23 protein-coding genes, 2 tRNA genes and 1 pseudogene are annotated in these 26,350 nt (G+C 63.3%); 1 reads left to right on the forward strand and 25 read right to left on the reverse strand.

Going from position 1 to position 26,350, the window contains the following annotated elements; all coding sequences use genetic code 11:
• Positions 1-7: 7 nt before the first annotated feature.
• The 22 genes and pseudogenes from proS to C8J36_RS06265 all read right to left on the reverse strand — a co-directional run bounded on the left by proS (position 8) and on the right by C8J36_RS06265 (position 21,859).
• Complete coding sequence (gene proS / locus C8J36_RS06165; protein ID WP_132533437.1) at positions 8-1,336, reverse strand: proline--tRNA ligase; 1,329 nt, start codon at positions 1,334-1,336, stop codon at positions 8-10.
• 709 nt (positions 1,337-2,045) lie between these two features.
• Positions 2,046-2,315 carry a DUF1467 family protein gene (locus tag C8J36_RS06170; protein WP_132533943.1) on the reverse strand — a complete coding sequence of 90 codons (270 nt, stop codon included), beginning with the start codon at positions 2,313-2,315 and terminating at the stop codon, positions 2,046-2,048.
• 153 nt (positions 2,316-2,468) lie between these two features.
• The gene (locus tag C8J36_RS06175) at positions 2,469-4,139 is read right to left on the reverse strand and encodes a ribonuclease J (protein ID WP_132533439.1); all 1,671 of its coding nucleotides are present in this window, start codon (positions 4,137-4,139) and stop codon (positions 2,469-2,471) included.
• Between the two features lie 19 nt (positions 4,140-4,158).
• On the reverse strand, positions 4,159-4,899 hold the full coding sequence (locus tag C8J36_RS06180) for a biotin--[acetyl-CoA-carboxylase] ligase (RefSeq protein ID WP_132533441.1): 741 nt from the start codon (positions 4,897-4,899) through the stop codon (positions 4,159-4,161).
• A 23-nt stretch (positions 4,900-4,922) separates the two neighbouring features.
• Positions 4,923-6,362 carry an NADH-quinone oxidoreductase subunit NuoN gene (gene nuoN, locus C8J36_RS06185; RefSeq protein WP_132533443.1) on the reverse strand — a complete coding sequence of 480 codons (1,440 nt, stop codon included), beginning with the start codon at positions 6,360-6,362 and terminating at the stop codon, positions 4,923-4,925.
• A gap of 18 nt (positions 6,363-6,380) precedes the next feature.
• The gene (locus C8J36_RS06190) at positions 6,381-7,892 is read right to left on the reverse strand and encodes an NADH-quinone oxidoreductase subunit M (RefSeq protein WP_132533445.1); all 1,512 of its coding nucleotides are present in this window, start codon (positions 7,890-7,892) and stop codon (positions 6,381-6,383) included.
• Complete coding sequence (nuoL, locus tag C8J36_RS06195) at positions 7,892-9,889, reverse strand: NADH-quinone oxidoreductase subunit L (RefSeq protein ID WP_132533447.1); 1,998 nt, start codon at positions 9,887-9,889, stop codon at positions 7,892-7,894. The genes C8J36_RS06190 and nuoL overlap by 1 nt, the downstream gene beginning before the upstream one ends.
• A 6-nt stretch (positions 9,890-9,895) precedes the next feature.
• Positions 9,896-10,204 (reverse strand): NADH-quinone oxidoreductase subunit NuoK, encoded by a 309-nt coding sequence (nuoK, locus tag C8J36_RS06200; protein ID WP_062468393.1) that lies wholly within the window; start codon positions 10,202-10,204, stop codon positions 9,896-9,898.
• Between the two features lie 29 nt (positions 10,205-10,233).
• The gene (locus C8J36_RS06205) at positions 10,234-10,848 is read right to left on the reverse strand and encodes an NADH-quinone oxidoreductase subunit J (RefSeq protein ID WP_062596635.1); all 615 of its coding nucleotides are present in this window, start codon (positions 10,846-10,848) and stop codon (positions 10,234-10,236) included.
• Positions 10,849-10,992: 144 nt separating this feature from the next.
• Positions 10,993-11,484, reverse strand: coding sequence for an NADH-quinone oxidoreductase subunit NuoI (nuoI, locus tag C8J36_RS06210; protein WP_062468397.1), 492 nt, complete (start codon positions 11,482-11,484; stop codon positions 10,993-10,995).
• A gap of 64 nt (positions 11,485-11,548) precedes the next feature.
• The gene (gene nuoH / locus C8J36_RS06215; RefSeq protein WP_062596636.1) at positions 11,549-12,592 is read right to left on the reverse strand and encodes an NADH-quinone oxidoreductase subunit NuoH; all 1,044 of its coding nucleotides are present in this window, start codon (positions 12,590-12,592) and stop codon (positions 11,549-11,551) included.
• A 20-nt stretch (positions 12,593-12,612) separates the two neighbouring features.
• Entirely contained in the window at positions 12,613-14,694 is a 2,082-nt protein-coding gene (nuoG, locus tag C8J36_RS06220; protein ID WP_132533449.1) for an NADH-quinone oxidoreductase subunit NuoG, read from the reverse strand.
• A 145-nt stretch (positions 14,695-14,839) separates the two neighbouring features.
• A complete protein-coding gene (locus C8J36_RS06225; protein WP_245506470.1) occupies positions 14,840-15,577 on the reverse strand; it encodes an NADH:ubiquinone oxidoreductase in 738 nt (245 codons plus the stop codon).
• A 4-nt stretch (positions 15,578-15,581) separates the two neighbouring features.
• Positions 15,582-16,886: an NADH-quinone oxidoreductase subunit NuoF gene (gene nuoF, locus C8J36_RS06230; protein ID WP_062596639.1), complete on the reverse strand. Its 1,305-nt coding sequence runs from the start codon at positions 16,884-16,886 to the stop codon at positions 15,582-15,584.
• A 302-nt stretch (positions 16,887-17,188) separates the two neighbouring features.
• Positions 17,189-17,977 (reverse strand): annotated as a pseudogene (nuoE, locus tag C8J36_RS06235) (NADH-quinone oxidoreductase subunit NuoE); the annotation flags it as partial.
• Positions 17,978-17,995: 18 nt separating this feature from the next.
• The gene (locus C8J36_RS24790; RefSeq protein ID WP_156468206.1) at positions 17,996-18,166 is read right to left on the reverse strand and encodes a hypothetical protein; all 171 of its coding nucleotides are present in this window, start codon (positions 18,164-18,166) and stop codon (positions 17,996-17,998) included.
• Positions 18,166-19,356, reverse strand: coding sequence for an NADH-quinone oxidoreductase subunit D (locus C8J36_RS06240; RefSeq protein WP_062596641.1), 1,191 nt, complete (start codon positions 19,354-19,356; stop codon positions 18,166-18,168). Before C8J36_RS06240 ends, C8J36_RS24790 begins: the two co-directional genes overlap by 1 nt.
• Before the next feature lie 5 nt (positions 19,357-19,361).
• On the reverse strand, positions 19,362-19,808 hold the full coding sequence (locus C8J36_RS06245; RefSeq protein WP_132533453.1) for a GFA family protein: 447 nt from the start codon (positions 19,806-19,808) through the stop codon (positions 19,362-19,364).
• On the reverse strand, positions 19,808-20,413 hold the full coding sequence (locus C8J36_RS06250) for an NADH-quinone oxidoreductase subunit C (protein ID WP_132533455.1): 606 nt from the start codon (positions 20,411-20,413) through the stop codon (positions 19,808-19,810). The genes C8J36_RS06245 and C8J36_RS06250 overlap by 1 nt, the downstream gene beginning before the upstream one ends.
• Positions 20,414-20,504: 91 nt before the next feature.
• Positions 20,505-21,083 carry an NADH-quinone oxidoreductase subunit B gene (locus tag C8J36_RS06255; protein WP_062596644.1) on the reverse strand — a complete coding sequence of 193 codons (579 nt, stop codon included), beginning with the start codon at positions 21,081-21,083 and terminating at the stop codon, positions 20,505-20,507.
• Complete coding sequence (locus C8J36_RS06260) at positions 21,074-21,439, reverse strand: NADH-quinone oxidoreductase subunit A (RefSeq protein ID WP_062468417.1); 366 nt, start codon at positions 21,437-21,439, stop codon at positions 21,074-21,076. Before C8J36_RS06260 ends, C8J36_RS06255 begins: the two co-directional genes overlap by 10 nt.
• 343 nt (positions 21,440-21,782) lie before the next feature.
• A tRNA-Asp gene (locus C8J36_RS06265) sits at positions 21,783-21,859 on the reverse strand.
• A 444-nt stretch (positions 21,860-22,303) separates the two neighbouring features.
• Between C8J36_RS06265 and C8J36_RS06270 the strand changes: the two genes are divergently transcribed.
• Positions 22,304-22,379: transfer RNA gene (locus tag C8J36_RS06270), tRNA-Val, on the forward strand.
• Positions 22,380-22,508: 129 nt separating this feature from the next.
• Here C8J36_RS06270 and C8J36_RS06275 read toward each other — a convergent pair.
• Genes C8J36_RS06275 through oppB form a run of 3 tightly spaced genes read right to left on the reverse strand, consistent with a single transcriptional unit; the run spans position 22,509 to position 26,158 of the window.
• Positions 22,509-24,110, reverse strand: a complete 1,602-nt coding sequence (locus C8J36_RS06275) for an ABC transporter ATP-binding protein (RefSeq protein WP_132533457.1) — start codon at positions 24,108-24,110, stop codon at positions 22,509-22,511.
• A gap of 1 nt (position 24,111) precedes the next feature.
• Positions 24,112-25,242: an ABC transporter permease subunit gene (locus tag C8J36_RS06280; RefSeq protein ID WP_132533459.1), complete on the reverse strand. Its 1,131-nt coding sequence runs from the start codon at positions 25,240-25,242 to the stop codon at positions 24,112-24,114.
• Entirely contained in the window at positions 25,235-26,158 is a 924-nt protein-coding gene (oppB, locus tag C8J36_RS06285; protein WP_062596647.1) for an oligopeptide ABC transporter permease OppB, read from the reverse strand. The genes C8J36_RS06280 and oppB overlap by 8 nt, the downstream gene beginning before the upstream one ends.
• Positions 26,159-26,350: the final 192 nt, after the last annotated feature.

A 26,350-nucleotide genomic window follows, 5' to 3' on the forward strand; every position in this document is an offset into this window, starting at 1 on the left:
CTGGTCCTTATTTCGCAGCGGTCAGCTTGTTGATCGCAGCTTCGATGGTCATGGTCTCGCGCGCACCGGTCTTGCGGTCCTTCAGCTCGACCTCGCCGGCCGCAACAGCCCGCGGCCCGGCGATGATCTGCGTGGGAACGCCGATCAGGTCGGCCGTCGCGAACTTGGTGCCGGCGCGGTCGTCGGTGTCGTCGTAGAGCGTGTCGATGCCGGCCTTGGACAGCGCGGCATAGATGGTTTCGCAGGCGGCGTCGCATGCCGCGTCGCCGGCCTTCATGTTGATGATGACCGCATCGAAGGGCGCGACCGAGGCCGGCCAGATGACGCCGTTGTCGTCATGCGACGCCTCGATGATCGCGGGCACGAGCCGGGTTGGGCCGATGCCGTAGGAGCCCATATGCACCAGATGCTCCTTGCCGTCGGGGCCCTGAACCTTGGCGCCCATCGGCTCGGAATATTTGGTGCCGAAATAGAAGATGTGACCGACCTCGATGCCGCGGGCCGACAGGCGCTCGCCCTCGGGGATCGCGTCGAAGGCCGCTTCGTCATGCATTTCCGATGTTGCGGCGTAGACGGAGGTCCACTGGTCGAACACGGCCTGCAGCGCAGCGACGTCATCGAAATTCGTGTCCTCGGCGGGAATGTCGAAGTTCACGAAGTCGCGGTGGCTGAACACTTCGGATTCGCCGGTGTCGGCCAGGATAATGAACTCATGGCTGAGATCGCCGCCGATCGGGCCGGTGTCGGCGCGCATCGGAATGGCGCGCAGGCCAAGCCGCGAGAAGGTCCGCAGATAGGCCGTGAACATCTTGCGATAGGCGTGCTCGGCGCCTTCCTTCGTCAGGTCGAAGGAATAGGCATCCTTCATCAGGAATTCGCGCGAGCGCATGGTGCCGAAGCGCGGACGGATCTCGTCGCGGAACTTCAGCTGGATATGGTAGAGATTCAGCGGCAGGTTCTTGTAGGATTTCACCGAAGAACGGAAGATGTCGGTGATCATCTCCTCATTGGTCGGCCCGTACAGCATCGGACGCTCCTGGCGGTCCTTGATGCGCAGCATCTCCTTGCCGTAGTCGTCGTAGCGACCGCTTTCCTGCCAAAGCTCGGCTGACTGCAGGGTCGGCATGGACAGCTCGATGGCGCCGGCGCGGTTCTGCTCCTGGCGGATGATGCCGTTCACCTTGTCGAGCACGCGCTTGCCGAGCGGCAGCCAGGAATAGATGCCCTGGCTCTGCTGGCGGATCATGCCGGCGCGCAGCATCAGGCGATGCGAGACGATCTCCGCTTCCTTGGGGTTTTCCTTCAGGATCGGCATGAAATAGCGGGACAGACGCATGAACGGGTTCCGGAGTGGCGCCTTCCGTCTAAACACGGATTCGGGCGAAATGAGGTTTGCTTACGGCATCTGCCTTGTGCGGGGCCGTATGGACGAAAGACGGATGATGGCCGGCGAACGGTCGAATCCGGCTCCATCCCAGTGGCTGGTCTTAAACGCTTCGCGACGGGAAGAAAACCCGTGCCGCAGCCGCGACGCGAAGAGCCTGCGCCATAGGGCACGAGGCCGTATTGTGCGACATATGGAAGCGGAAAACGGGAGCGCGAGTAACGTCAATTGGCTGTTGTGTGTCAATGAATATTTTTTGCTGGACTGTAGCATAAATGCAAAAAAATCGGATGACACCTGCTCGGAATTCAGTTAGTTTCAGCCCACAAAACAGGCAGGAAGATTAAATTCTTGTCGACGTCGCGGAAAAAGTCTTGGGAGGATCAGATCTTAGGCGCGGTCATACGCTGCCACCGGTAACGGTTACGGGTCACGCGATTGCTTAGAAAACAAGGCTTCTGGCCTTGTTTTTTTTTGGCTTTTCGGCAGAGCTCGATGCGTTTTGTCCTGCGGAGAACGGTCGGTCCGTCCTGAAGCTGCAGCCCAGCCGCCAGCTGGTGGCGTATATGCCAATCCGTTAAGCAACGGCCGCCCCCTCGAAACCATCATCAGGTTGCCGCGTGTTCAGGTCAACGCCGGCCGCCCTGCCCCCGCACCAGCCTCAATAGAATTTGGGCGCGAACTGCGGAATGGAATCGATGCCGTAGCCGAGCTTCACCGACAGCAGGTACCACACGACATGGATCACCGCGGCAAGCGCCGTCGTCAGGCCGAAGATCCGCAGCGCCCGGAACCGGGCCGGCGCGCTCTCGACGCTTCCTGGCACCACATCGCTCTCCTCCGCCTGCGTGCGCAGGCCGATCGGCAGGACGATGAAGAGCGTCATCCACCAGATGATGAAATAGATGGCGAAGACGGAAAAGAGCGGCATGGCGACATCCCGGTTGAGAGGCTGACCGCCCTTATACGCCGCACCCTGCCCGGCTGGAAGCGGGATGGACACGAAAAGGCCCCCGACGCATAATCTGCGGCGAGGGCCATTCGATCGAGGAAGCGTCAACCCGTCCAAGAGGACGGCGAGGCGTCAGGACAAGCGGTTGATGAAGACCGTCACGACCGGCTTCTTGCCCCAGACTTCGTTGGCCGTACCGCGAATGGCGCGGCGCACGGCCTCCTGAACCATGACGAGATCCTTGCGGCGCGCGCGCGGAATGCTTTCCACCGCGCCGAGAACGGCATCGTACAGCGTGTCGTTCATGTCCTCGCCCTCGTCGTCGAACTCCGGCAGGCCGATCGGCACGACGATCGGATCGGAGGCGAAGTCGTAGCGGGCATCCAGCACGACATTGACCGAGACGTGTCCGGCAAAGGACAGTTTTCGGCGGTCGCCGATGCCCATTTCCTGGAAATCGCCGATCAGACCGCCATCCTTGAAAATGCGCCCGTGCGGCGCTTCGCCGATGACCTGGGCCATGCCGGGCGCGAGCCGGAGGATATCGCCGTTGCGCACACGCGGCACGTTGGGAATACCGGACTGAAGCGCGAGCTCCATCTGTCCGACGAGGTGCGCCGCTTCGCCGTGCACGGGCACCAGTAGCTTCGGACGGATCCACTGATACATCTGCTTCAGCTCGTTGCGGCGGGGGTGGCCCGACACATGCACGAGCGCGTCGCTGTCGGTGACGATCAGGATACCCTGCTCGATCAGACCGTTCTTGATCTCGTTGATCGCCTTCTCGTTGCCGGGAATGGCGCGCGAGGAGAAAACGACGGTGTCGCCGGCGGTGAACGCGACATTGCGCATCTCGTCGCGCGCGATCTTCGCCAGCGCCGCGCGGGGCTCCCCCTGGCTGCCGGTGAGGATGACGACGACGCGATCACGCGGGATGAAGCCGAATTCGTCCTCGCTGATGAAGGGCGGAATGCCCTCCATCAGTCCGACGTCGCGGGCGACCTGCACCACGCGCTTCATGGACGAGCCCATCAGCAGAACCTCGCGGCCGGCGCCGGCCGCAGCCTTCGCGATCGAGCGGATACGGCCGACATTCGACGAGAACGTCGTGATCGCGACACGGCCTTCCGCGGCGCGAATGACCTTCTCGAGGCTGGTGGACACCTCTTCCTCCGACGGCGACACACCGTCGCGGAGCGCATTGGTCGAATCGCACATCAGCGCCAGCACGCCCTCGTCGCCGACGGCGGTGAACCGGTCGCCATCGGTCAAGGGACCGAGCGACGGTGCATGGTCGATCTTCCAGTCGCCGGTGTGGACGAGATTGCCAAGCGGCGTGCGGATGACGAGCGCCATCGGCTCGGGGATCGAGTGATTGACGCCGACGGCCTCCACCTCGAACGGGCCGATCTGAACGCGGTCGCCCTGCTTGAAGATGGTGATCGGAACCTCGTTGCGGCTCCGTTCGTACTGGCGCTTGGCTTCCAGCATGCCGGCCGTAAACGGCGAGGCATAGACCGGAACGTTGAGGCCGGGCCAGAGGTCGGACAGCGCGCCGTAGTGATCCTCGTGCGCATGGGTGATGATGATGGCCTTCAGGCTCTTGAGCTTGTCGGCAAGGAACCGGATGTCGGGGAGCACCAGGTCCACGCCGGGCAGGTCCGGCCCGGGGAATGTCACGCCGCAATCGACCATGATCCATTCGCGGTTCGCCGCAGGGCCGTAGCCATAGAGCGCGAGGTTCATGCCGATTTCGCCGACGCCGCCAAGCGGCAGGAAAACCAGTTCGTTTTTCTCAGTCATCAGAGAATTATGCCTTGTATCATCCGAAAAAGACATCGCCGGCGGCTATGTGCCGGCGCATGCCGTTTTCATCCGTGAGAATTAGTTGGCCGGAGCCGTCGATGTCGTCGAAAGTGCCAATGATGGAGCGGTCCGGAAGGTTGACCGTGATGGGGCGACCGATGCCGACGGCATGTTGCCGCCAGAGGGCGATGATGTCGCCGATGCCCCGTCCACCGTTCCAGGTGCTCAGTGTTTTGGCCATGCTCATGAAGAGATGCGCGAACAGTTCTTCCGCCGATGCGGCCGCGCCTTCGCTGCGCAGATCGGTCAAGGGGTAGAGCCCGTGGTCGGGCGCGCTCACGACATTGATGCCGCAGCCGATCACCAGCGCATAGCGGCCATCCGCGAGGCGCTCGCCTTCCAGCAGGATACCGCAGGTCTTTTTTCCGCCGATCAGGATGTCGTTCGGCCATTTGATCTCGGCGGACCGCGCGCCGGCGGGCAGCACCGCCTGAATGGCGTCGCGCACGGCAACGGCGACCGCGAGCGGCAGGGACTGGATCATCTCCAGTGGCGCGGGGTCGATCAGCAGAAGCGAAGCGTAGAGGTTGCCGCGCTCGGAACTCCAGGCACGACCACGCCGGCCGCGACCATCCGTCTGCCGGCCGGCTGTGATCCAGAGATGGCCCGGATCGCCTGCGCGCGCACGCGCAAGGCATTCGGTGTTGGTGGAGCCCACCTCGTCCAGGGCGACGTGGCGGAAGTCGTCAACGGACATGCGGGTGAGCCGGCTCAGGCCGCTCAAAAGAATGTCCGGGCTGCCGCTTCGGCCGCAGCGCCGATCGGGCCGCCGACGATAACATAGCCGACGATGAAGAGGCCGGAGAGACCATAGACCAGCTTCAGCGAGCCGGCGGGACGCGCGAACTCGCCAGCCGGCTCATCGAACCACATCAGCTTGATGACGCGCAGATAGTAGTAGGCCCCGACGACGGAGGCGAGAACGCCGATGACCGCGAGTGCATATAGCTTCGCCTCGATGGCCGCCATGAACACGAAATACTTGGCGAAGAAGCCGGCGAGCGGCGGGATGCCGGCGAGCGAGAACATCAGGATCGTCAGGACGACGGCCATGAAGGGGTTCGTCTGCGACAGGCCTGCGAGATCGTCCACCTGTTCGACGTGATGGCCTTCCTTGCGGCGCATGGCGAGGATGCAGGCGAAGGTGCCAAGCGTCATGACCATGTAGATCAGCATATAGAGTACGACGCCGCGCACGCCGGCCATCGAGCCGGCAGAGAGCCCGACCAGCGCATAGCCCATGTGACCGATGGAGGAATAGGCCATCAGGCGTTTGATGTTCTTCTGGCCGATGGCGGCAAAGGAACCGAGCACCATGGACGCGATCGAGATGAAGACGATGATCTGCTGCCAGTCGAGCTGGATCGGCTCGAAGGCGGTGATGACGACGCGGACCAGCATGGCGATCGCGGCGATCTTCGGCGCGCCCGCAAAGAAGGTGGTGACCGGGGTCGGCGCCCCTTCATAGACGTCCGGCGTCCACATGTGGAACGGCACGGCCGAGATCTTGAAGGCGACACCGGCGAGCACGAAGACGAGACCGAAGACCAGACCGAGCGAACGCCCGTCGGCCGTGAGGGCCGCTGCGATTTCGACGAAACCGGTATGGCCGGTGAAGCCATAGACCAGCGACATGCCGTAGAGCAACATGCCCGACGACAGCGCGCCGAGAACGAAATATTTCAGGCCGGCCTCGGTCGAGCGCAGATCGTCGCGGTTCATGGCGGCGACCACATAGGCCGCCAGCGACTGCAGTTCCAGCGCCATGTAGAGCGACATCATGTCGTTGGCGGAGATCATCAGCAGCATGCCGAGCGTCGCGAGAACGACGAGCACCGGATATTCGAAACGATCGAGGCCGAAGATCTTCGCCTGGCCTGCCGAGAGGAAGAGCGCGACGATGGATGCAACCAGCGTCAGCATCTTCATGAAGCGGGCGAAGGGGTCGGCGACGAAGGCGCCATTATAGGCGACGCCGTCGCCGGTGGTGGTCAGCAGAACGCCGGCGATCACCAGAACCGCGATCGCCAGCCAGGTGACGAGACCGGAGGATCGCTCGCCCGTGAAGACGCCGATCATCAGCAGCGCGAGCGCGCCGATGGCAAGCGTCACCTCAGGGAGCGACAGATGAAGACTAGCGACCAGAATATCAGCGTTCATGTTTTTCTCGCCCCGTCGTCAGTTTGCCGAGAGCGCAAGGGACTGCGCTGCCTGAACGGCGGTCGTGTAGTTATTGACCAGCACATCGACGGAAGCCGCCGTGGCATCGAAGACCGGCGCCGGATAGACGCCGAAGAAGATGGTGAGCACCGCGAGCGGGTAGAGGATCACCTTTTCCCGCGGCGACAGATCCAGCAGCGCTTTCAGCTTTTCCTTCTCCAGCGCGCCGAACATCACGCGGCGGTAAAGCCAGAGTGCGTAGCAGGCCGAGAGAATAACGCCCGTGGTGGCGAAGAAGGCGACCCAGGTGTTGGCGCGGAAGGCGCCGAGCAGCGTCGTGATTTCCCCGACGAAGCCCGAGGTTCCGGGAAGACCGACATTCGCCATGGTGAAGATCATGAAGATCACGGCGTATTTCGGCATGTTGTTGACGAGGCCGCCATAGGCCGAGATCTCGCGGGTGTGGAGGCGATCATAGACCACGCCGACGCAGAGGAAGAGCGCGGAGGAGACGATGCCGTGGGACAGCATCTGGAAGATCGCGCCCTGCACGCCCTGCACGTTCGCGGCGAAGATGCCCATGGTCACGTAGCCCATGTGGGCGACGGAGGAATAGGCGATCAGCTTCTTGATGTCCTGCTGCATCATCGCCACCAGCGAGGTGTAGATGATGGCGACGACGGACAGCGTGAAGACCAGCGGCGCGAAGTGCTCGGATGCGACCGGGAACATGCCGAGCGAGATGCGGACCATGCCGTAACCGCCGAGCTTCAGCATGACGCCGGCGAGGATGACGGAGCCAGCGGTCGGCGCCTGCACGTGGGCATCGGGCAGCCAGGTGTGGACGGGCCACATCGGCATCTTCACGGCGAAGGCCGCAAAGCAGGCAAGCCACAACCAGGTCTGCATGCCGACGGGGAAGCCCGTCTTCGTCAGCTCGATCATGTCCGTGGTGCCGGTCTGCCAGTACATCGCCATGATGGCGAGCATCATCAGCACCGAGCCGAACAGCGTGTAGAGGAAGAACTTGTAGCTTGCATAGACGCGCTCCTTGCCGCCCCAGACGCCGATGATGACGAACATCGGGATCAGGGTCGCTTCGAAGAACACGTAGAAGAGGACGATGTCGAGCGAGACGAACACGCCCGTCATCACCACCTGCAAGAGCAGGAAGGCGATCATGTAGGACTTGATGCGCTTTTCGATCGCGTGCCAGCTGGCAAGCACGCAGAAGGGCATCAGGAAGGTGGTGAGGATGACGAACAGCATGGAAATGCCATCGACGCCCAGATGATAGGAAATGCCGGTGCCGAGCCAGGCATGCTGCTCGACCATCTGGAAGCCGGGGTTCGCATTGTCGAAACCCGCCCAGATGAAGAGCGACAGCAGGAAGGTGACGACCGTCGTTGCCAGCGAGATGTTGAGGACGTTGCGGCGACCGGCGGCGCTGTCGTCACGCATCAGAAGCAGGAGCACAACGCCGACCAGCGGCAGGAAGGTGACCGCCGAGAGAATGGGCCAATCGGTCATCAGAAGGAGCTCCCGAGCATCATCCAGGTAACGAGCGCGGCGATGCCGATCAGCATCACGAACGCATAGTGATAGAGGTAACCGGTCTGCAGGCGCACGACGCCGCGCGTGACGTCCATGACCCGGGCGGCAACGCCGTTCGGACCGAAGCCGTCGATGACGCGCCCGTCACCTTCCTTCCAGAGGAAGGTGCCGATGCGCTTTGCGGGACGGACGAACAGGAAGTCGTAGAGCTCGTCGAAGTACCACTTGTTCAAGAGGAACTGGTAGAGGCCGCGATGCTGGCGCGCCAGCGCCTTCGGCGTTTCCGGAGACTTGATGTAGAAGTACCAGGCCGTGACGAAGCCGAGCACCATGGCGATGAACGGGCTGAGCGCGACCAGCGCCGGAACATGGTGAAACTCGTCCAGCAGCTCGTTTTCGGCCGAGGTGAACAGCGCGCCCTGCCAGAACTCGGCATATTCGTGGCCGTAGAAATAGCCCTCGCCGAGGACGCCGGCGACGACGGCGCCGAAGCCGAGCACGAAGAGCGGCACGAGCATGACCATCGGCGATTCATGCACGTGATGCATGACCTCGTGGCTCGCCCGCGGCTTGCCGAAGAAGGTCAGGAACATCAGTCGCCAGGAATAGAAGCTCGTGAACAGCGCGGCGATGACCAGCAGCGTGAAGGCGAAGCCCGCGAGCGGCGAGTGCGATGCATAGGTCGCCTCGATGATCACGTCCTTGGAGAAGAAGCCGGCAAAGCCGATGGGCGTGAACGGAATGCCGACGCCGGTGATGGCGAGCGTGCCGATCAGCATCATCGCGAAGGTGATCTTGATGTGCGGGCGCAGGCCGCCCATGTGGCGCATGTCCTGCTCGCCATCGACGGAGTGGATGACCGAACCGGCGCACAGGAACAGGAGTGCCTTGAAAAAGGCGTGCGTGAAGAGGTGGAACACGGCCGCGCCATAGGCGCCGACGCCGAGTGCGACGAACATGTAGCCGAGCTGCGAACAGGTCGAGTAGGCGATGACGCGCTTGATGTCGTTCTGCACGAGACCGACGGTCGCCGCGAAGAAGGCGGTGATCGAACCGATCAGGGTCACCACCGTCAATGCGGTCGGCGACAGCTCGAACACCGGCGACATGCGGGCGACGAGGAAGACGCCGGCCGTGACCATGGTCGCGGCATGGATGAGCGCGGAGACCGGCGTCGGGCCTTCCATCGCGTCCGGCAGCCAGGTGTGCAGCAGGAACTGTGCCGACTTGCCCATGGCCCCCATGAAGAGCAGCAGCGCGACGCCGGTGACGGCATCGGCGCGATCGAGATGCATGCCGAACAAGGTGATGACGGGCTCGGCGGCGTTGGCGGCACCCTCTGTCGGGAGATAGGTCGCCGCCGTCGCGAAGATCGTCTCGAACGAGATCGAGCCGAAGAGGACGAAGACGCCGAAGATGCCGAGCGCGAAGCCGAAGTCGCCGACGCGGTTGACGATGAACGCCTTCATGGCTGCGGCACTGGCAGACGGCTTCTTGTACCAGAAGCCGATCAGCAGATAGGAGGCAAGACCGACGCCTTCCCAGCCGAAGAACATCTGCAGCAGGTTGTCGGAGGTCACCAGCATGAGCATGGCGAAGGTGAACAGCGAAAGATAGGCGAAGAAGCGCGGGCGATGCGGATCGTGGTGCATGTAGCCGATCGAGTACAGGTGCACGAGGAACGACACCGTGTTGACGACCACGAACATGACGGCCGTCAGCGTATCGACGCGGAAGGCCCACTCGGCATCGAAATTGCCGGTCTGGATCCAGCGCATGACGGAGACGCGGATCATTTCCGTTTCGCCGAGGCCGACATGGACGAAGACGACCCAGGACAGCACGGCCACGACGGCCATCAGGCCCGTCGTCACGTATTCCGAGGCTTTCGCACCGATCTTCGAGCCAAACAGGCCGGCGATCAGGAAGCCGATGAGCGGCAGGAAGACGACCGCTTTGATGATGGTATCCATGGCCGATCAGCCCTTCATCATGTTGACGTCTTCGACCGCGATGGAGCCGCGGTTACGATAGAAGACGACGAGAATTGCAAGACCGATGGCAGCCTCCGCCGCCGCGACCGTCAGGATGAACAGCGCGAACACCTGGCCGGTGATGTCGTTGAGGAACGACGAGAAGGCGACCATGTTGATGTTGACCGCGAGCAGGATGAGCTCCACCGACATCAGGATGACGATGATGTTCTTGCGGTTGAGGAAGATGCCGAAGACGCCCAGCGTGAACAGGATGGCGCTGACGGTCAGATAGTGGGAAATGCCGATTTCCATGATGTCGTGTCCTTGACCTTCAGTACCGCCTAGAGCCCCTGCCCCGGCTTGACCTTCACCACCTCGACGGCGGTGGCGGGCACGCGGGCGACCTGCTCGGAAATATTCTGACGCTTGATGTTGGGGCGATGGCGCAGCGTGAGCACGATCGCGCCGATCATGGCGACGAACAGCACGAGGCCGGCGATCTGGAAGTAATAGATGTAGTGGGTGTAGATGACGTCGCCGAGGGCGGCGGTATTGGTCCGGTCCGTCACGGCCGGGATCGGCATCGAGACGGTCTTGGCGATTTCCGGCGAGAAGGTGCTGCCGGCCACGACGATGATCAGCTCGGCCGCGAGGATCAAGCCGACCAGGGCGCCCACCGGCGCATAGTCGAGCACGCCGGAGCGCAGCTGGTTGAAGTCGATGTCGAGCATCATCACGACGAAGAGGAAGAGAACCGCAACGGCGCCGATATAGACGACCAACAGGATCATCGCGAGGAACTCGGCTCCCGTCAGCAGGAAGAGGCCCGCCGAATTGAAGAAGCACAGGATGAGGAACAGGACCGAATAGACCGGGTTCCTGGCCGAGATCACCATGAACGCCGATGCGACGGCGATGAAGGCGAAGAGATAGAAGAATAGAGTCTGCAGACCCATGACCGGTGCCTTTTTCGTCTTCCCCGGAACGATGTGCCTTTGCGCAGACCGTTCCTGGCCGACCGGAGAGGTCCGGTCGACACCCAAATTTCCAGTGTCTCGCCGCCCGGGCGGGCGACGCTTCGCGAAAGCGGCGCCGCAACCTTACCGGTACGGCGAGTCCATGCCGATGTTGCGGGCGATTTCGCGCTCCCAACGGTCGCCGTTCGAAAGAAGGCGTTCCTTGTCGTAGTAGAGCTCTTCGCGCGTCTCGGTGGCGAATTCGAAGTTCGGCCCTTCGACGATGGCGTCGACCGGGCAGGCTTCCTGGCAGAAGCCGCAATAGATGCACTTCACCATGTCGATGTCGTAGCGCACCGTGCGGCGTGTGCCGTCATTGCGACGCGGACCGGCTTCGATGGTGATGGCCTGGGCGGGACAGATCGCCTCGCACAGCTTGCAGGCGATGCAGCGCTCTTCACCGTTGGGATAACGACGCAGCGCATGCTCGCCGCGGAAACGCGGGCTGATCGGGCCTTTTTCGAACGGATAGTTCAGCGTCGCCTTCGGCGCGAAGAAATAGCGCATCGACAGGAAGAACGCGCCGACGAACTCCTTGAGGAACAGCGATCTGACGGCTTGCGATATGGCGGCCATCATTTACCTCCGAATGAGCTGGCCTGCGGAACGCCAGCGACTGTCGCGAAGCTGCGGACGGGCATCAGGCCCATCCGCCGAGCTTCAGCGTGATTGCAACGATAAAGACCATGACGAGCGACAGGGGAAGGAAGACCTTCCAGCCGAGACGCATCAGCTGGTCGTAGCGGTAGCGCGGCACGAAGGCCTTGACCATCGCGAACATGAAGAACACCAGCGACGCCTTCAGCACGAACCAGATGATGCCGGGAACCCAGTTGAGGAACCAGACGTCCACCGGCGGCAGCCAGCCGCCGAGGAAGAGGATCGTGGTGAGCGCGCACATCAGGCAGATGGCGGCGTATTCGCCGAGCATGAACATCATGTACGGGGTCGAGCCGTATTCGACCATGAAGCCGGCGACGAGTTCCGACTCGGCCTCGACCAAGTCAAAGGGCGGCCGGTTCGTCTCGGCCAGCGCCGAGATGAAGAACACGATGAACATCGGGAAGAGCGGCAGCCAGTACCAGTCGAGGAAGGAGCCCGGCAGGCCCATCATCGTGCCGAGACCGTCCCGCTGCGAGTTGACGATGTCGGTGAGGTTCAGCGAGCCGACGCAGAGCAGGACGGTGACGATGACGAAGCCGATCGAGACTTCGTAGGAAACCATCTGTGCCGCCGAGCGCAGGGCCGACAGGAAGGGATACTTCGAGTTCGACGCCCAGCCGCCCATGATGACGCCGTACACTTCGAGCGACGAAATGGCGAGGACATAGAGGATGCCGACATTGATGTTCGCCATCACCCAGTTGTCGTTCAGCGGGACGACGGCCCAGGCGGCCAGTGCCAGCGTCACAGACACCAGCGGTGCGAGCAGGAAGAGAACCTTGTTCGCGCCGGCGGGAATGACCGGCTCCTTGACGACGAACTTCAAAAGATCGGCGAAGGACTGGAAAAGGCCGAAGGGACCCACCACGTTGGGTCCACGGCGCAGCTGCACCGCTGCCCAGATCTTGCGGTCAGCCAGCAGGATATAGGCGATGAAGATCAGGAGAGCGACCAGCAGCAGAAGCGACTGGCCGATCATGATGGCCGCCGGCCAGACATAGGTCGAAAGAAAACCGTCCATGGTGCCTTATTCTCCCGCGCTCATTCCGCTGCCGCTTTGAAATTATTGCGAGCCAGCGCCGAACATTCGGCCATGACTGCGGAAGCGCGCGCTATCGGGTTCGTCAAATAGAAGTCTTTCACCGGAGACGCAAACGCGGATTTGGTCATCTCACCGGCTTTTTGTGCAAGTGCGGCAATTTCGCCGTCGACGGCCTCGGCGATCGTGTCGACCGCACCGAAATGCGGATAGTCCGCCACCAGCTTGCGGCGCAGCTCCGAAAGCGAGTCGAAGGGCAGCTTCTTGCCGAGCACGTCGGACAAAGCCCGCAGGATCGCCCAGTCTTCGCGGGCCTCGCCCGGCGCGAAGCCGGCACGGTTGCCCATCTGGACGCGACCTTCGGTGTTGACCCAGATGCCCGACTTCTCGGTATAGGTCGCGCCGGGAAGGATGACGTCGGCGCCATGGGCGCCGTTGTCGCCGTGCGAACCGATATAGACCGTGAAGCCGCTCGTGCGGGCGGCAAGGTCGATCTCATCCGCGCCGAGCAGGAAGAGCACGTCCGTGCCCGTCACCATGTCCTGCGCCGTCTTGCCGTTGGCGCCCGGTACGAAGCCAAGGTCGAGACCGCCGACGCGGGCCGCCGCCGTGTGGAGGACGGCAAAACCGTTCCAGCCGTCCGACACCGCGCCGATCGCACCGGCGAGCTTGGCGGCGGAAGCGAGAACAGACGCACCGCCCTCGCCGATCAGGGCGCCCTGCCCGATGAGGATCATCGGACGCTCAGCCTTGGTCAGCACCTCGTAGAAGCTGCCGCGGCCGGCCAGGAGTTCGCCGAGCGTGTCGGTCCCGGCGCCGAGATAATCGTAGGAATAGCGCAGTTCGGCCGCTTCGCCGATCACGCCGATCGGGAACGTGCCCATGCGGAAGCGTTTGCGGATGCGGGCGTTGAGCACCGAGGCTTCGAAGCGCGGATTGGCACCGATGATCAGCAAAGCATCCGCGTTTTCAATGCCCTGAATGGTGGGATTGAAGAGATAGCTCGAACGTCCGAGCGACGGATCGAGCGCTGCGCCGTCCTGGCGACAATCGATGTTTGTCGAACCCAGCGCCGTCATCAGGCCCTTGAGGGCATACATTTCCTCGACGGAGGCAAGGTCGCCGGCAATCGCGCCGATGCGGTCGCCGCTGGTCTTCGACACGGCGGCCTTGATCGCGGCGAAGGCTTCGCCCCAGCTTGCGGGCTGCAACCGGCCGTCCTTCTTCACATAAGGGCGATCCAGACGCTGCGTCTTCAGGCCGTCCCAGATGAAGCGGGTCTTGTCGGAGATCCACTCTTCGTTGATCTCTTCATTGATGCGCGGCATGACGCGCATGACTTCGCGGCCGCGCGTGTCGACCCGGATGGCGGAGCCGACGGCATCCATGACATCCACCGATTCGGTCTTGCCAAGTTCCCACGGGCGCGCATTGAACGCATAGGGCTTGGAGGTCAGCGCGCCGACCGGGCAGAGGTCGACCACATTGCCCTGAAGCTCGGACGTCATCGCCTGTTCGAGGTATGTCGTGATCTCGGCATCCTCGCCGCGACCGATCAGGCCGAGTTCGGCAATGCCGGCGACTTCGGTGGTGAAGCGAACGCAGCGCGTGCAGTGGATGCAGCGGTTCATCACCGTCTTCACCAGCGGGCCGATATACTTGTCCTCGACCGCACGCTTGTTCTCGTTATAGCGGGTCGAATCGACGCCGAAGGCCATGGCCTGGTCCTGCAGGTCGCATTCGCCGCCCTGATCGCAGATCGGGCAGTCCAGCGGATGGTTGATCAGCAGGAATTCCATGACGCCCTCGCGCGCCTTCTTGACCATCGGCGTGGTCGTGAAGACTTCCGGCGTCTCGCCGTTCGGGCCGGGGCGAAGATCGCGCACGCCCATGGCGCAGGATGCCGCCGGCTTCGGCGGGCCACCCTTCACCTCGATCAGACACATGCGACAATTGCCGGCAACCGACAGCCGCTCGTGGAAACAAAAGCGCGGAACCTCGGCGCCGGCTTCCTCGCATGCCTGAAGCAGCGTGAAATGATCCGGGACTTCGATCTCTTTTCCGTCGACTTTCAGCTTTGCCATCTTCGCACTCAATCCTGTCCTCTTCCGCCGGTCTTCAAGCGACGGATCGATCGTCAAAGGGCCTCTGCGGCCCTGTCTGTCCCGAGGCCAGCGGCCTCGATCGTTCCTGTGGGCCCGGAGGCACCCGAAGCGTTAGCGCAGGCGCTCAGCCCTTGGCGAGCACCTTGGCCTGTTCGACCCAGCGGTCCCGCACGATGCGACCACTGACGTTCAGTTCCCGGTCGAACCGGGCAATATCGTTTTCGTCCCAGGCCGCAATCTCGCTGAAACGCGTGATCTCGAAGCTCTTCAGGACCTGCTCCAGCTTCGGACCGATGCCCGAAATCTGCTTCAGGTCGTCGGCCACCTTGCCGCGGCGCGCGCGCGCCGGCTTGACGCCGCTGCTGTCCGGGCTGGCCTCCGCCTTCGGCGGCGATGCCTTGGCGATCGCGTCCGAGGCGCGGGCGATCACGGCAGCCGTCGCCTCGGCCGCGTCCACCGCGATGTCCGCAACAGGCTCGGCCGCTGCCTTCGCCGTCCCGCGCGCCACGTCCGGTGCAGGCTGTGATGTCGCCGCTTTCCCTGCCGCCGCTTCCGCCGTGTCCGCAGGCGTTTTCCCCTGCCCTGTTTCCCGCTCTGCCTCGGCCGTGGCCGACGCCTTCTGCGCCGCCTCCATGAAGCCCTGCATCGCGCCGAGCATGAAGCCGGCGAAATGGCTTGCCATTCCGAAGCCCAGCGCCGCGGCAGCCGCGACGGAGGCCGTCGGGTTCTGCATCAACGGGGGCAAGGGCGGAGCGCCCTCTTTGGTCCAGCCGGCAAAGCCCGCTGGATCGCCGCTTGCCGACGAAGGATCCTGCGCATCTGCGAAACCGGCCTGCTCATCGTCCATCGGCGACTTCGTCATGCTGTTACTCCGCGGCTTGGAGAACGGCTCCGTGAGAGGAGGCGTTCCGGGTGTATTCGTCGATCCGCGCTTCCATCTCGGGACGGAAGTTGCGGATCAGGCCCTGAATGGGCCAGGCAGCTGCGTCGCCGAGCGCGCAGATCGTGTGGCCTTCGACCTGCTTCGTCACGTCGAACAGCATGTCGATCTCGCGCTTCTGGGCGCGACCCTGCACCATGCGCTCCATGACGCGCATCATCCAGCCGGTGCCTTCGCGGCACGGCGTGCACTGGCCGCAGCTCTCGTGCTTGTAGAAGGCCGCGAGCCGCCAGATCGCCTTGATGATATCGGTCGAGCGATCCATGACGATGATCGCGGCAGTGCCGAACGACGACTTCACGTCGCGCATGCCATCGAAATCCATCGGCGCATCGATGATGTGCTCGGCCTTGACCACCGGGCAGGACGAGCCGCCCGGGATCACGGCCAGAAGATTGTCCCAGCCGCCGCGGATGCCGCCGCAATGGCGATCAATCATCTCGCGGAACGGCGTTCCCATCGCATCCTCGAAGGTGCATGGCTTGTTGACATGGCCGGACACCATAAACAGCTTGGTCCCGACATTGTTCGGCCGGCCAATGGACGAGAACCAGCCGGCGCCGCGACGCAGGATCGTCGGGGCAACGGCGATCGATTCGACGTTGTTGACCGTCGTCGGGCAGCCATAGAGGCCCATGTTTGCCGGGAACGGCGGCTTCAGGCGCGGCTGGCCCTTCTTGCCTTCCAGACTTTCGAGCAGCGCGGTCTCCTCACCGCAAATATAGGCACCGGCGCCATGGTGAACGAAGATTTCCATGTCCCAGCCGAGCTTGTTGTTCGCGCCGAGGAGGCCCGCATCGTAGCATTCGTCGATCGCGGCCTGCAGCGCTTCGCGTTCGCGCATATATTCGCCGCGGACGTAGATATAGGCGGCATGGGCGCCCATGGCGAAGCTCGCGATGACGCAGCCTTCGATCAGCGTGTGCGGATCGTGGCGCATGATATCGCGGTCCTTGCAGGTGCCGGGCTCCGATTCGTCGGCATTGACGACGAGATAGTGCGGACGACCGTCGCTTTCCTTCGGCATGAAGGACCATTTCAGACCGGTCGGGAAGCCGGCGCCGCCGCGGCCGCGCAGACCGGACGCCTTCATCTCGTTGATGATCCAGTCGCGACCTTTTTCCAGGATCTGCTTGGTGCCGTCCCAGTGGCCGCGCGACATTGCGCCCTTCAGCGACTTGTCGTGAAGGCCGTAGAGATTGGTGAAGATACGATCTTTATCGTCAAGCATGGCTCAGTCCGCCGATTCTTCGAGAATGTGGATCCGCCATGACGGCGGGTCAGTCCTTGCGTGCATGTCTCAGGCTGCCGTCGTCCGCCTCGCGGCACCGGTCGTCGGCGGCTGCCGATCCCTCCGGTGTACAAGGCTTCGCAGCCCATGGCCAGTGCAACCGCACGCCGAAACCGGCGCGACGGTGCCCGGCCGTCATCTCATTTCTTCGCCTCGGGCGCCGGCTTGCCGGCACCGGCCGTCAGGTCGGTCTTTTCGCCGCCCTCCGGCGTATCGACGGTTGCGGCATCCTTGGTCTCGCCGCCTTCCGTCTTGGCGTTCGCCGCCGCTTCGCTCTTGGCGGTGGCCGGCGTCTTCATCGTCGGGTTGGTTTCGGCATCCGTGCTCTTCGGGCGGCCGGCTTCCGACGGGGGCACAGAGGCCCCCTCTGCCGGTGCGGCCGGAGCCGGAGGCTCGGTCACCTGGTTGCGCTGCGGCGTCGGCTCTTCGGTCAGCGTCGTCAGGCCGTCGATCGGTGCGGAGAAGATCCGGTCGATCTGCGGACCGGGAACGATTTCGGCGCCACGGCCTGCCTCGAAGGCATCGATGATCTCTTCCAGGCGCTCGACCGTGAGGTCCTCATAGCTGTCCTTGAAGATCATCACCATCGGTGCGTTGACGCAGGCGCCCTGACACTCGACCTCTTCCCACGACAGCGTGCCGCTCTCGTTCTGGGTGAGCGGCTGGCCGTGGATCTTGCGCTTGCAGAGCGATATCAGCTCTTCCGAGCCGCGCAGCATGCAGGGCGTCGTGCCGCAGACCTGGATATGGGCGCGCGTGCCGATCGGCTTCAGCTGGAACTGGGTGTAGAAGGTCGCGACCTCGAGAACGCGGATATAGGGCATGTCGAGCATGTCCGCGACGCTCTCGATCGCCGCCTTGGTGACCCATCCGTCCTGCTCCTGCGCCCGCATCAACAGCGGGATGACAGCGGACTGCTGGCGGCCTTCCGGGTACTTCCGGATCGTGGTCTGTGCCCAGGCAGCATTCGCATCGCTGAACGCGAACTGCTGCGGCTGGACGGCTTCATCGGCTAGTCGACGAACGGACATGTTTACCGCACCCTAACTTCAGTTTCTCGACCCGGCGAACAGGCTGCCCAGCAGCTGATCGGAACCGGATGTATTTTGTTCGCGGCGGTCGGCCGCGGCGGAAGACGGGCCGTTCTTGGCCGACTGGGCCAGAAGACGGTCGAGCGTCTGAATGACGAAGCGGCGGGCGGCGACGGAGCGATCCAGCATCAGCGGTCGACCTCCCCGAACACGATGTCGAGCGAGCCGAGAATGGCCGAGACGTCCGCGAGCTGGTGGCCGCGACAGATGTAATCCATCGCCTGCAGATGCGCGTAGCCGGGAGCCCGGATCTTGCAGCGATACGGCTTGTTGGTGCCATCCGAGACGAGATAGACGCCGAACTCCCCTTTCGGTGCCTCGACCGCGGCATAAACATCGCCGGCGGGCACGTGGTAGCCTTCGGTGTAGAGCTTGAAATGGTGGATCAGCGCTTCCATCGACCGCTTCATCTCGCCGCGCTTCGGCGGCACGACCTTGCCGTCGAGCGAGGAGACCGGACCGATCTTCGCGTCGCCCAGCAGGCGATCCACGCACTGGCGCATGATCTTGGCCGACTCGCGCATTTCGATCATGCGGATCAGATAGCGATCGTAGCAGTCGCCGTTCTTGCCGATCGGAATGTCGAAATCCATGTCGGCATAGCACTCGTAGGGCTGCGACTTGCGCAGGTCCCAGGCAGCGCCCGAGCCGCGCACCATCACGCCCGAAAAGCCCCAGGCCCAGCAATCCGCAAGGCTGACGACGCCGATATCGACGTTGCGCTGCTTGAAGATGCGGTTACCCGTGAGAAGCTCGTCGATATCGTCGACGGTCTTCAGGAACGGATCGATCCACTTGCCGATATCCTCGACCAGTTCGTGCGGCAGGTCCTGGTGGACCCCCCCCGGGCGGATATAGGCGGCGTGCATGCGCGAGCCGGAGGCGCGCTCATAGAACACCATCAGCTTCTCGCGCTCCTCGAAGCCCCAGAGCGGCGGCGTCAGGGCGCCGACGTCCATGGCCTGCGTGGTGACGTTGAGGAGATGCGAGAGGATGCGACCGATTTCGGAATAGAGAACACGGATCAGCTGCCCGCGGATCGGAACCTCCGTGCCGGTGAGCTTTTCCACCGCCAGCGAGAATCCGTGTTCCTGGTTCATCGGCGCAACATAGTCGAGACGGTCGAAATAGGGCAGAGCCTGCAGATAGGTCTTCGACTCGATCAGCTTCTCGGTACCGCGATGCAAAAGGCCGATATGCGGATCGACCCGCTCGACGATCTCCCCGTCCAGCTCCAGCACCAGGCGCAAAACGCCGTGCGCGGCCGGATGCTGCGGCCCGAAATTGATATTGAAGTTGCGGATATTATGTTCGTTCATGGTCATCAATCCCGCTTTTCCGCGCCTGCATTGCTCGTGAAAGCTGCAAAGACCTCGGCCCCGGTCATCATTGTCGTGCTGTCGGCGAAAGCGTAGTAGGACGGCTTCTCGTCGACGAAGATCTGCGTCTCGAACGTCACGCCCGTCGCATCGTCAAGACTTTGCGCGGACACAACGCGGTAGGATCCGTCTCGCGCTGTCCAGAAAAGGCTGGAGCCGCATGTCCCACAGAATTCTCGCTCCGCCCACTCCGAAGACGTATAGCGCGAAAGCGCGGCGTCTGCGGTGAAGACCGGTGCATCGCAGGCCACGCCCATGAAGGCGCCGCCTGACCACCTCCGGCACTTGCCGCAATGGCAGACATGCACCGATGACGCGATGGCGACGTCGAAGCGCACCGCGCCGCAAAGGCAACCGCCCGATCGCAATACCCTGGAGCGTGTCTCGCCCATCAGCCGCCTTTTGCCTTTTCATCCCCTGGAAGAACGTAATCCGTCCCTTCCCAAGGGGAGAGGAAGTCGAAATTCCGGAATTCCTGCTTCAGTTCGACCGGCTCGTAAACCACGCGCTTGGCTTCGTCGTTGTAGCGCACTTCGACATAGCCCGTCAGCGGAAAATCCTTTCGCAGCGGATAGCCCTCGAACCCGTAGTCGGTGAGGATGCGGCGCAGGTCGGGATGGCCGGTGAAGAGGATGCCGTACATGTCGTAGGCTTCGCGCTCGAACCAGTCGGCGCCGGGAAAGACGTCGCAGATGGAGGGCACCGGTTCCTCTTCCGACGTTGCCACCTTGACGCGGATGCGCAGGTTCTGCTTCGGCGAGAGGAGATGGTAGACCACATCGAAACGCTCCGCGCGCGCGGGATAGTCCACGCCGCAGACGTCGATGATGTTGACGAAACCGCAGCGGGCGTCGTCGCGCAGGAACGTGAGCAGGGCGACGATGGTCTCGCCGGTCGTCGTCAGCGTCAGGTCGCCGAAAGCGATCGTCGCCTCGGCGAACAGGGCGCCCTTCGTTTCCCGAAGATAGGTGGCGAGGCTGTTCAGAGCTTCACTCATGGCGTGTCCTTATCCGGATGACCATCGGGTCCGGGACGACAGCCGTCCCTAAACCCCGCATAGTCAAGGCCGCATGGGCCTATCGTTTGGCCTAGCGTTCGATCGTGCCCGTGCGGCGGATCTTCTTCTGCAGCAGGAGCACGCCGTAGAGCAGCGCTTCTGCCGTGGGAGGACAGCCCGGCACGTAGATATCGACAGGCACGACGCGATCGCAGCCGCGCACCACCGAGTAGGAATAGTGATAGTAGCCGCCGCCATTGGCGCATGAGCCCATCGAGATCACGTAACGCGGCTCCGGCATCTGGTCGTAGACCTTGCGGAGCGCGGGCGCCATCTTGTTGGTCAGCGTCCCCGCGACGATCATCACGTCGGACTGGCGCGGCGAGGCGCGCGGCGCGAAGCCGAAGCGTTCGGCGTCGTAGCGCGGCATCGACATCTGCATCATTTCCACGGCGCAGCAGGCGAGACCGAAGGTCATCCACATCAGCGAGCCCGTCCGGGCCCAGTTGATCAGCTCGTCGGTCGAAGTGACGAGAAAGCCTTTGTCGGCAAGCTCATTGTTGATCTCGCCGAAAAACGGATCGTTCGCGCCGACCGGCTTGCCGGTCGCGGGATCGATGATGCCCTTGGGGGACTGCGCCACCAGAGGGGTCGTGGTTGCTACTCCCATTCGAGCGCTCCCTTCTTCCATTCGTAGATGAAGCCGATGGTCAGCACGCCGAGGAAGGCCATCATGGACCAAAAACCGAACCAGCCCATGCCCTTGAACGCGACGGCCCAGGGGAAGAGGAAGGCGACTTCCAGATCGAAGATGATGAACAGGATCGACACGAGATAGAACCGGATGTCGAACTTCATGCGCGCGTCGTCGAACGCGTTGAAGCCGCACTCGTAGGCCGAAAGCTTTTCGTCGTCCGGCGCCTTGAAGGCAACCGCAAACGGCGCGGCCAGAAGGGCCAGGCCGATGACCAGCGAAATGCCGATGAAGATGGCGATCGGGATATAAGAACCGAGAAGGTCTGTCATTATTTTGTCCCTGCCCGCGGCCGCACCGGTAAGGCGCGATTGGCGTCTGCCTGCAGGCCGAAAAATGTTGCAACGCCAAAGTCGTTAGCGCAGCCCGCGCCATGGCGCAAGCCTCGCATTCTGTTTTCATCCGCTCGTTCAAGCGAATGAAGAGTCGCGCTATTTCGTGGTTCCATCCCGGTCGGCCGGATCATGTCCGAGGCCATACGGGCATGCAACCTACATAGTCTGTTCGGGAGAAATTACCAGTCTCGGGGAGCCCTCAAAGGGCAGAAGGGCAAAATGTCGCGGTCCTCTTTCGAGGACCGCTGATCGACATTTTCATTTTACTGTGAAAGTAAAATGGCGCGAGTGACGGGGCTCGAACCCGCGACCTCCGGCGTGACAGGCCGGCACTCTAACCAACTGAGCTACACCCGCGCATTGTTTGGAAAACCGTTCTTTTCAGTCCGTCTTCCGTGACCGTCCGGCGTTGCGCCGTTCGATGAGCGGCTGTTTACGGGGGGTTTCGGGGAGTGTCAAGCGCGTTCAAATACAAAATCATGACAAACTGGATTTTCTTGCGCACGACCCGCCTGCGCTGCCCCGCCAAGCCTTCGACAAATCCTTGAATGGCAGGGTCTCGCGTTGAAAAACCTCTCCTTTTCCGCATCTTGGAAAAAGAAACGGCTTATCCACAGACGCTGTCCCCCTCCCCGTCATCATGCCGCTCGGCCCGAAAACACCGTTGCCAGCCTGCCCCGGAACCGCAGAATTCCGGGAAACAGCGGCCTCGGCTCCACGTCTTCAAAAAAGTTCGGAAAACCAACGATCCGGCCTTGCGGTTTACGACAGTTCCGAATACATCACGGCCACCAACGCGGCGGGCGATTAGCTCAGTTGGTAGAGCGCCTCGTTTACACCGAGGATGTCGGCGGTTCGAGTCCGTCATCGCCCACCATTCTCCCCCGCCTTGCTTCTTATTCTTTCCAGCGTCTCAGCCTGCGGTTTGCCCGTGTTGCGGCCGTACTCTACGATCGCCTGCGCCCGCAGCAGCCGACGCGCGCCAAGCGCGCCGGCTCGTCCCGCGTCACGCCGTGTAGGCGGCGCTGAGCAGGGTTTGCGTGTAGGCCTGGCGCGGGGCTGCAAACAGCGCCTCCGTTTCCCCCTCCTCCACGATCTCTCCGTCCTTCATGACGATGACGTAGTCGGCCATGGCCTTGATGACGGCGAGGTCGTGGCTGATGAAGACGTAGGAAAGGCCATGGGCGTCCTGCAGGCGGCGCAAGAGGTCGATGACCTGTCCCTGCACCGAGCGGTCGAGGGCCGAGGTCGGCTCGTCGAGGATGACGAGGCGGGGTTTGAGAATCATCGCCCGCGCAATGGCGATGCGTTGCCGCTGGCCGCCGGAAAATTCGTGCGGGTAGCGGTTGCGCGCCTGCGGATCGAGGCCGACCTCCTTCAGCGCCGCGATGGCGCGTTTGTCGCGGTCGGCGCGACTCAGGTCCGGCTCGTGGACGTAAAGCCCCTCGGTGATGATCTCGCCGACCGTCTGGCGCGGCGACAGCGAGCCGAAGGGGTCCTGGAACACAAGCTGCATCTCGCGCCGGAGCGGACGCATCGCCTTTCTGTCGAAGCCTGAAATATCCCGGCCGTCGAAACGGATGGTCCCCGAGGCGGGGACGAGCTGCAACAGCGCCCGTCCGAGCGTCGACTTTCCCGAGCCCGATTCGCCGACCACGCCGATCGTCTGGCCTTCGCAGAGCCGGATGCTGACCTTGTCGACCGCGCGGAAAGTGCCGGAGCGTTTCGAGAAGAGGCCGCCGCCGGTCGCGTAGTCGACCGAGACCTGTCGTCCATCGAGCAGAACCGGCGCGGAGGCCGGAACCGGCTGCTTTTCGCCCCGCGGCTCGGAATCCAACAGCATCTTCGTGTACTCGGCCTGTGGCCGCTCGAAGATGTCCGCTGTCAGGCCCCGTTCCACCACCTCGCCCCGCCGCATGACGACGACGCGGTCGGCCACGTGCCGCACGACGCCCAGATCATGCGTGATGAGCACCACCGCCATGCCGAAACGCGCCTGCAGCGCCTGGAGGAGATCGAGGATCTGCGCCTGGATCGTCACGTCGAGCGCCGTCGTCGGCTCGTCCGCGATGAGAATGTCGGGATCGTTGGCGAGCGCCATCGCGATCATCACGCGCTGCCGCTGGCCGCCCGAAAGCTCGTGCGGGTAGCTGTCGATCCGCCGCTGCGGGTCGGGAATCCCGACGAGGTCGAGAAGCTCGAGCACGCGCGTCCGCGCCTGCCGGAAACTGCCGCCGCGATGGTGGACGATCGGTTCGGAGATCTGCCGGCCGATCGTGTAGAGCGGATCGAGCGAACTCATCGGCTCCTGGAAGATCATGGTGATCTTGGCGCCGCGCACCGCGTTCAGCGCCTTCACCGGCAGGCCGATCAGGTCCTGCCCGCGATAGGCGGCCCGGCCCGTCACGCGTCCGTTGGCGGCGAGCAGGCCCATGATGCCCATCATGGTCTGGCTCTTGCCGGAGCCGCTTTCGCCGACGACGGCGAGCGTTTCCCCGGCGCGCACGTCGAGGTCGATGCCCTTGACGGCCTCGACCGGCCCGTCCGGCGTATCGAAGGTCACCTTGAGATCGCGAACGTCGAGAATGATGTCTTTTGGTTCCGACATGTCAGCGGTCCCTCGGATCGAGTGCGTCGCGCAGCCCGTCGCCGACGAAGTTGAGCGAGAACAGCGTGAGAACGAAGAAGACGGCGGGGAAGATCAGCAGCCAGGGGGCCGACTGGATGTTGTTCGCCCCTTCCGAGATCAGTGCGCCCCAGCTCGTCAGCGGCGCCTGAACGCCGAGGCCGAGGAAGGAGAGGAAGCTTTCGAGCAGGATCACCTTGGGCACGACGACGGTGACAAAGACGACGACCGGGCCGATGGTGTTGGGCACGACATGCCGGCGGATGATCTGCCAGTCGGTTAGCCCCAGCGCCTGGGCCGCCGCCACGAACTCGCGTCGCTTCAGCGCCAGCGTCTGGCCGCGGACGATTCGCGCCATATCCAGCCACTCCACCGCGCCGATGACGAGGAAGATGAGGATGAAGGAGCGGCCGAAGAACACCACGAGCACGACGACGAGGAACACGAAGGGAAGTGAGTAGAGGATTTCGACGAAGCGCATCATGACGTTGTCGACCCGGCCGCCGAGATAGCCCGAGGTCGCGCCGTAGAGAACGCCGATGCCGAGCGAGACGAGGCTGGCCAGCAGGCCGACGGCGAGCGAGATCTGCCCGCCCAGCATGACGCGCGCGACGAGGTCCCGGCCGTTCGAATCGGTACCGAACAGGAAATATTCGCGCGACACGCGACCCTCGACCACGATGGTCCGCCCGTCGTCGCGCGTTTCCGTGACCTTGGTGTCGTCGAACTCGTTGGCGCGGTCGATGTAGCGTGTCGTGCGCGGATCGATCGCGGCGTCGGAGGTGAAGGTCGCGGTGAAGGTCTGCCCCTCCACGTCGAAGGCCTGCAGCGTCACCCGGGCTCGTGCTGCGGCCGAAGAAATCGCGCCCTCCAGACTGTCGGCACCGGGCCGCGGCTCGAGGCTCGGCGGCACGGAGACGTAGGAGGGAAAGACCTGATCATAGGCGTGGCTGATGAACAGCGGCCCGAGGAACGAGAACAAAGCGACGAGCACCAGCACGACGCTGCCGGCCATGGCCGCGCGATTGCGCCGGAAGCGCATGGCGGCGAGCTGGAACAGGCTGCGGCTGGCCGCTTCCGGCAGGACGGCCGGCATCTGGGCGAGATCACTCATGGCGAACCCTCGGATCGAGCAGGCCGTAGAGAATATCGACCACCAGGTTGAAGACGATGACGAAGACCGCGATCAGCACGACCGTGCCCATGACCAGCGTGTAGTCGCGATTGATGGCGCCGAGCACGAAGAAGCGGCCGACGCCGGGAATGGTGAACAGCGTCTCGATGACGGCGGAGCCGGTCAGCAACGCTGCGGCGCAGGGTGCGAGATAGGACACGACCGGCAACATGGCCGCGCGCATCGCATGCGTCACCACCACCGTGCGCGCCGGCAGGCCATAGGCGCGCGCGGTGCGGATATGGTCGGTGTGCAGCGCCTCGATCATCGCGCCGCGCGTGAGGCGGGCAAAAACCGCGAGCTGGGGCAGCGCGAGCGCGATCATCGGCAGGATGAGAAACCGCAGCGACCCGTCGCCCCAGCCGCCGGCCGGAAGCCAGGACAGCATGACGGCGAAGACCAGCGTCAGAACCGGGCCGATGACGAAATTCGGCACCGTGACGCCCACGGTCGACAGGCTCATGATGGCGACATCGAGAAAACTGTTCTGCCGCAGGGCCGCAAAGGTGCCGGCGGCAACGCCGCCCACCAGCGCCACGCCCAGTGCCCACAGGCCGAGTTCGATCGAATAGGGCAGCCCCATGCCGATCAGCTGGTCGACCGTATTGTCGCGATAGATATAGCTCGGGCCGAAATCGCCGCGCACGACATTGCCGAGATAGCGCAGATATTGCTGCCACAGCGGCAGATCGAGCCCGTAGGCCTTGTTGATATTGGCCATGGTCTGCGGCGACAGCGGGCGTTCGAGGTTGAACGGACCGCCCGGGGCGAACCGCATGAGGAAGAACGAGATCGTGACGACGATGAAGAGGGTCGGCACGGCGCTCGCCAGGCGGCGAAGAACGAAGGATAACATGGCCGTCTCCATGGGAGGGCGGAAAGCACGAGCCGCAAGCGCCCTGAACGACGCTGTCGCGAACTGACGGGGCGATGCTCTGGTGGCTGCGGTCGTTGAAAACACATCGGGAACGATGACGACGCACGGTGCGGACCCCCGCATGGGATCTCGCGACCGCGCTCTCGCAAAGGGCCACGAGCGCCGGCGCCG

This window comes from Rhizobium sp. PP-F2F-G48 (genome assembly GCF_004342335.1).
Lineage (GTDB): Bacteria > Pseudomonadota > Alphaproteobacteria > Rhizobiales > Rhizobiaceae > Ferranicluibacter.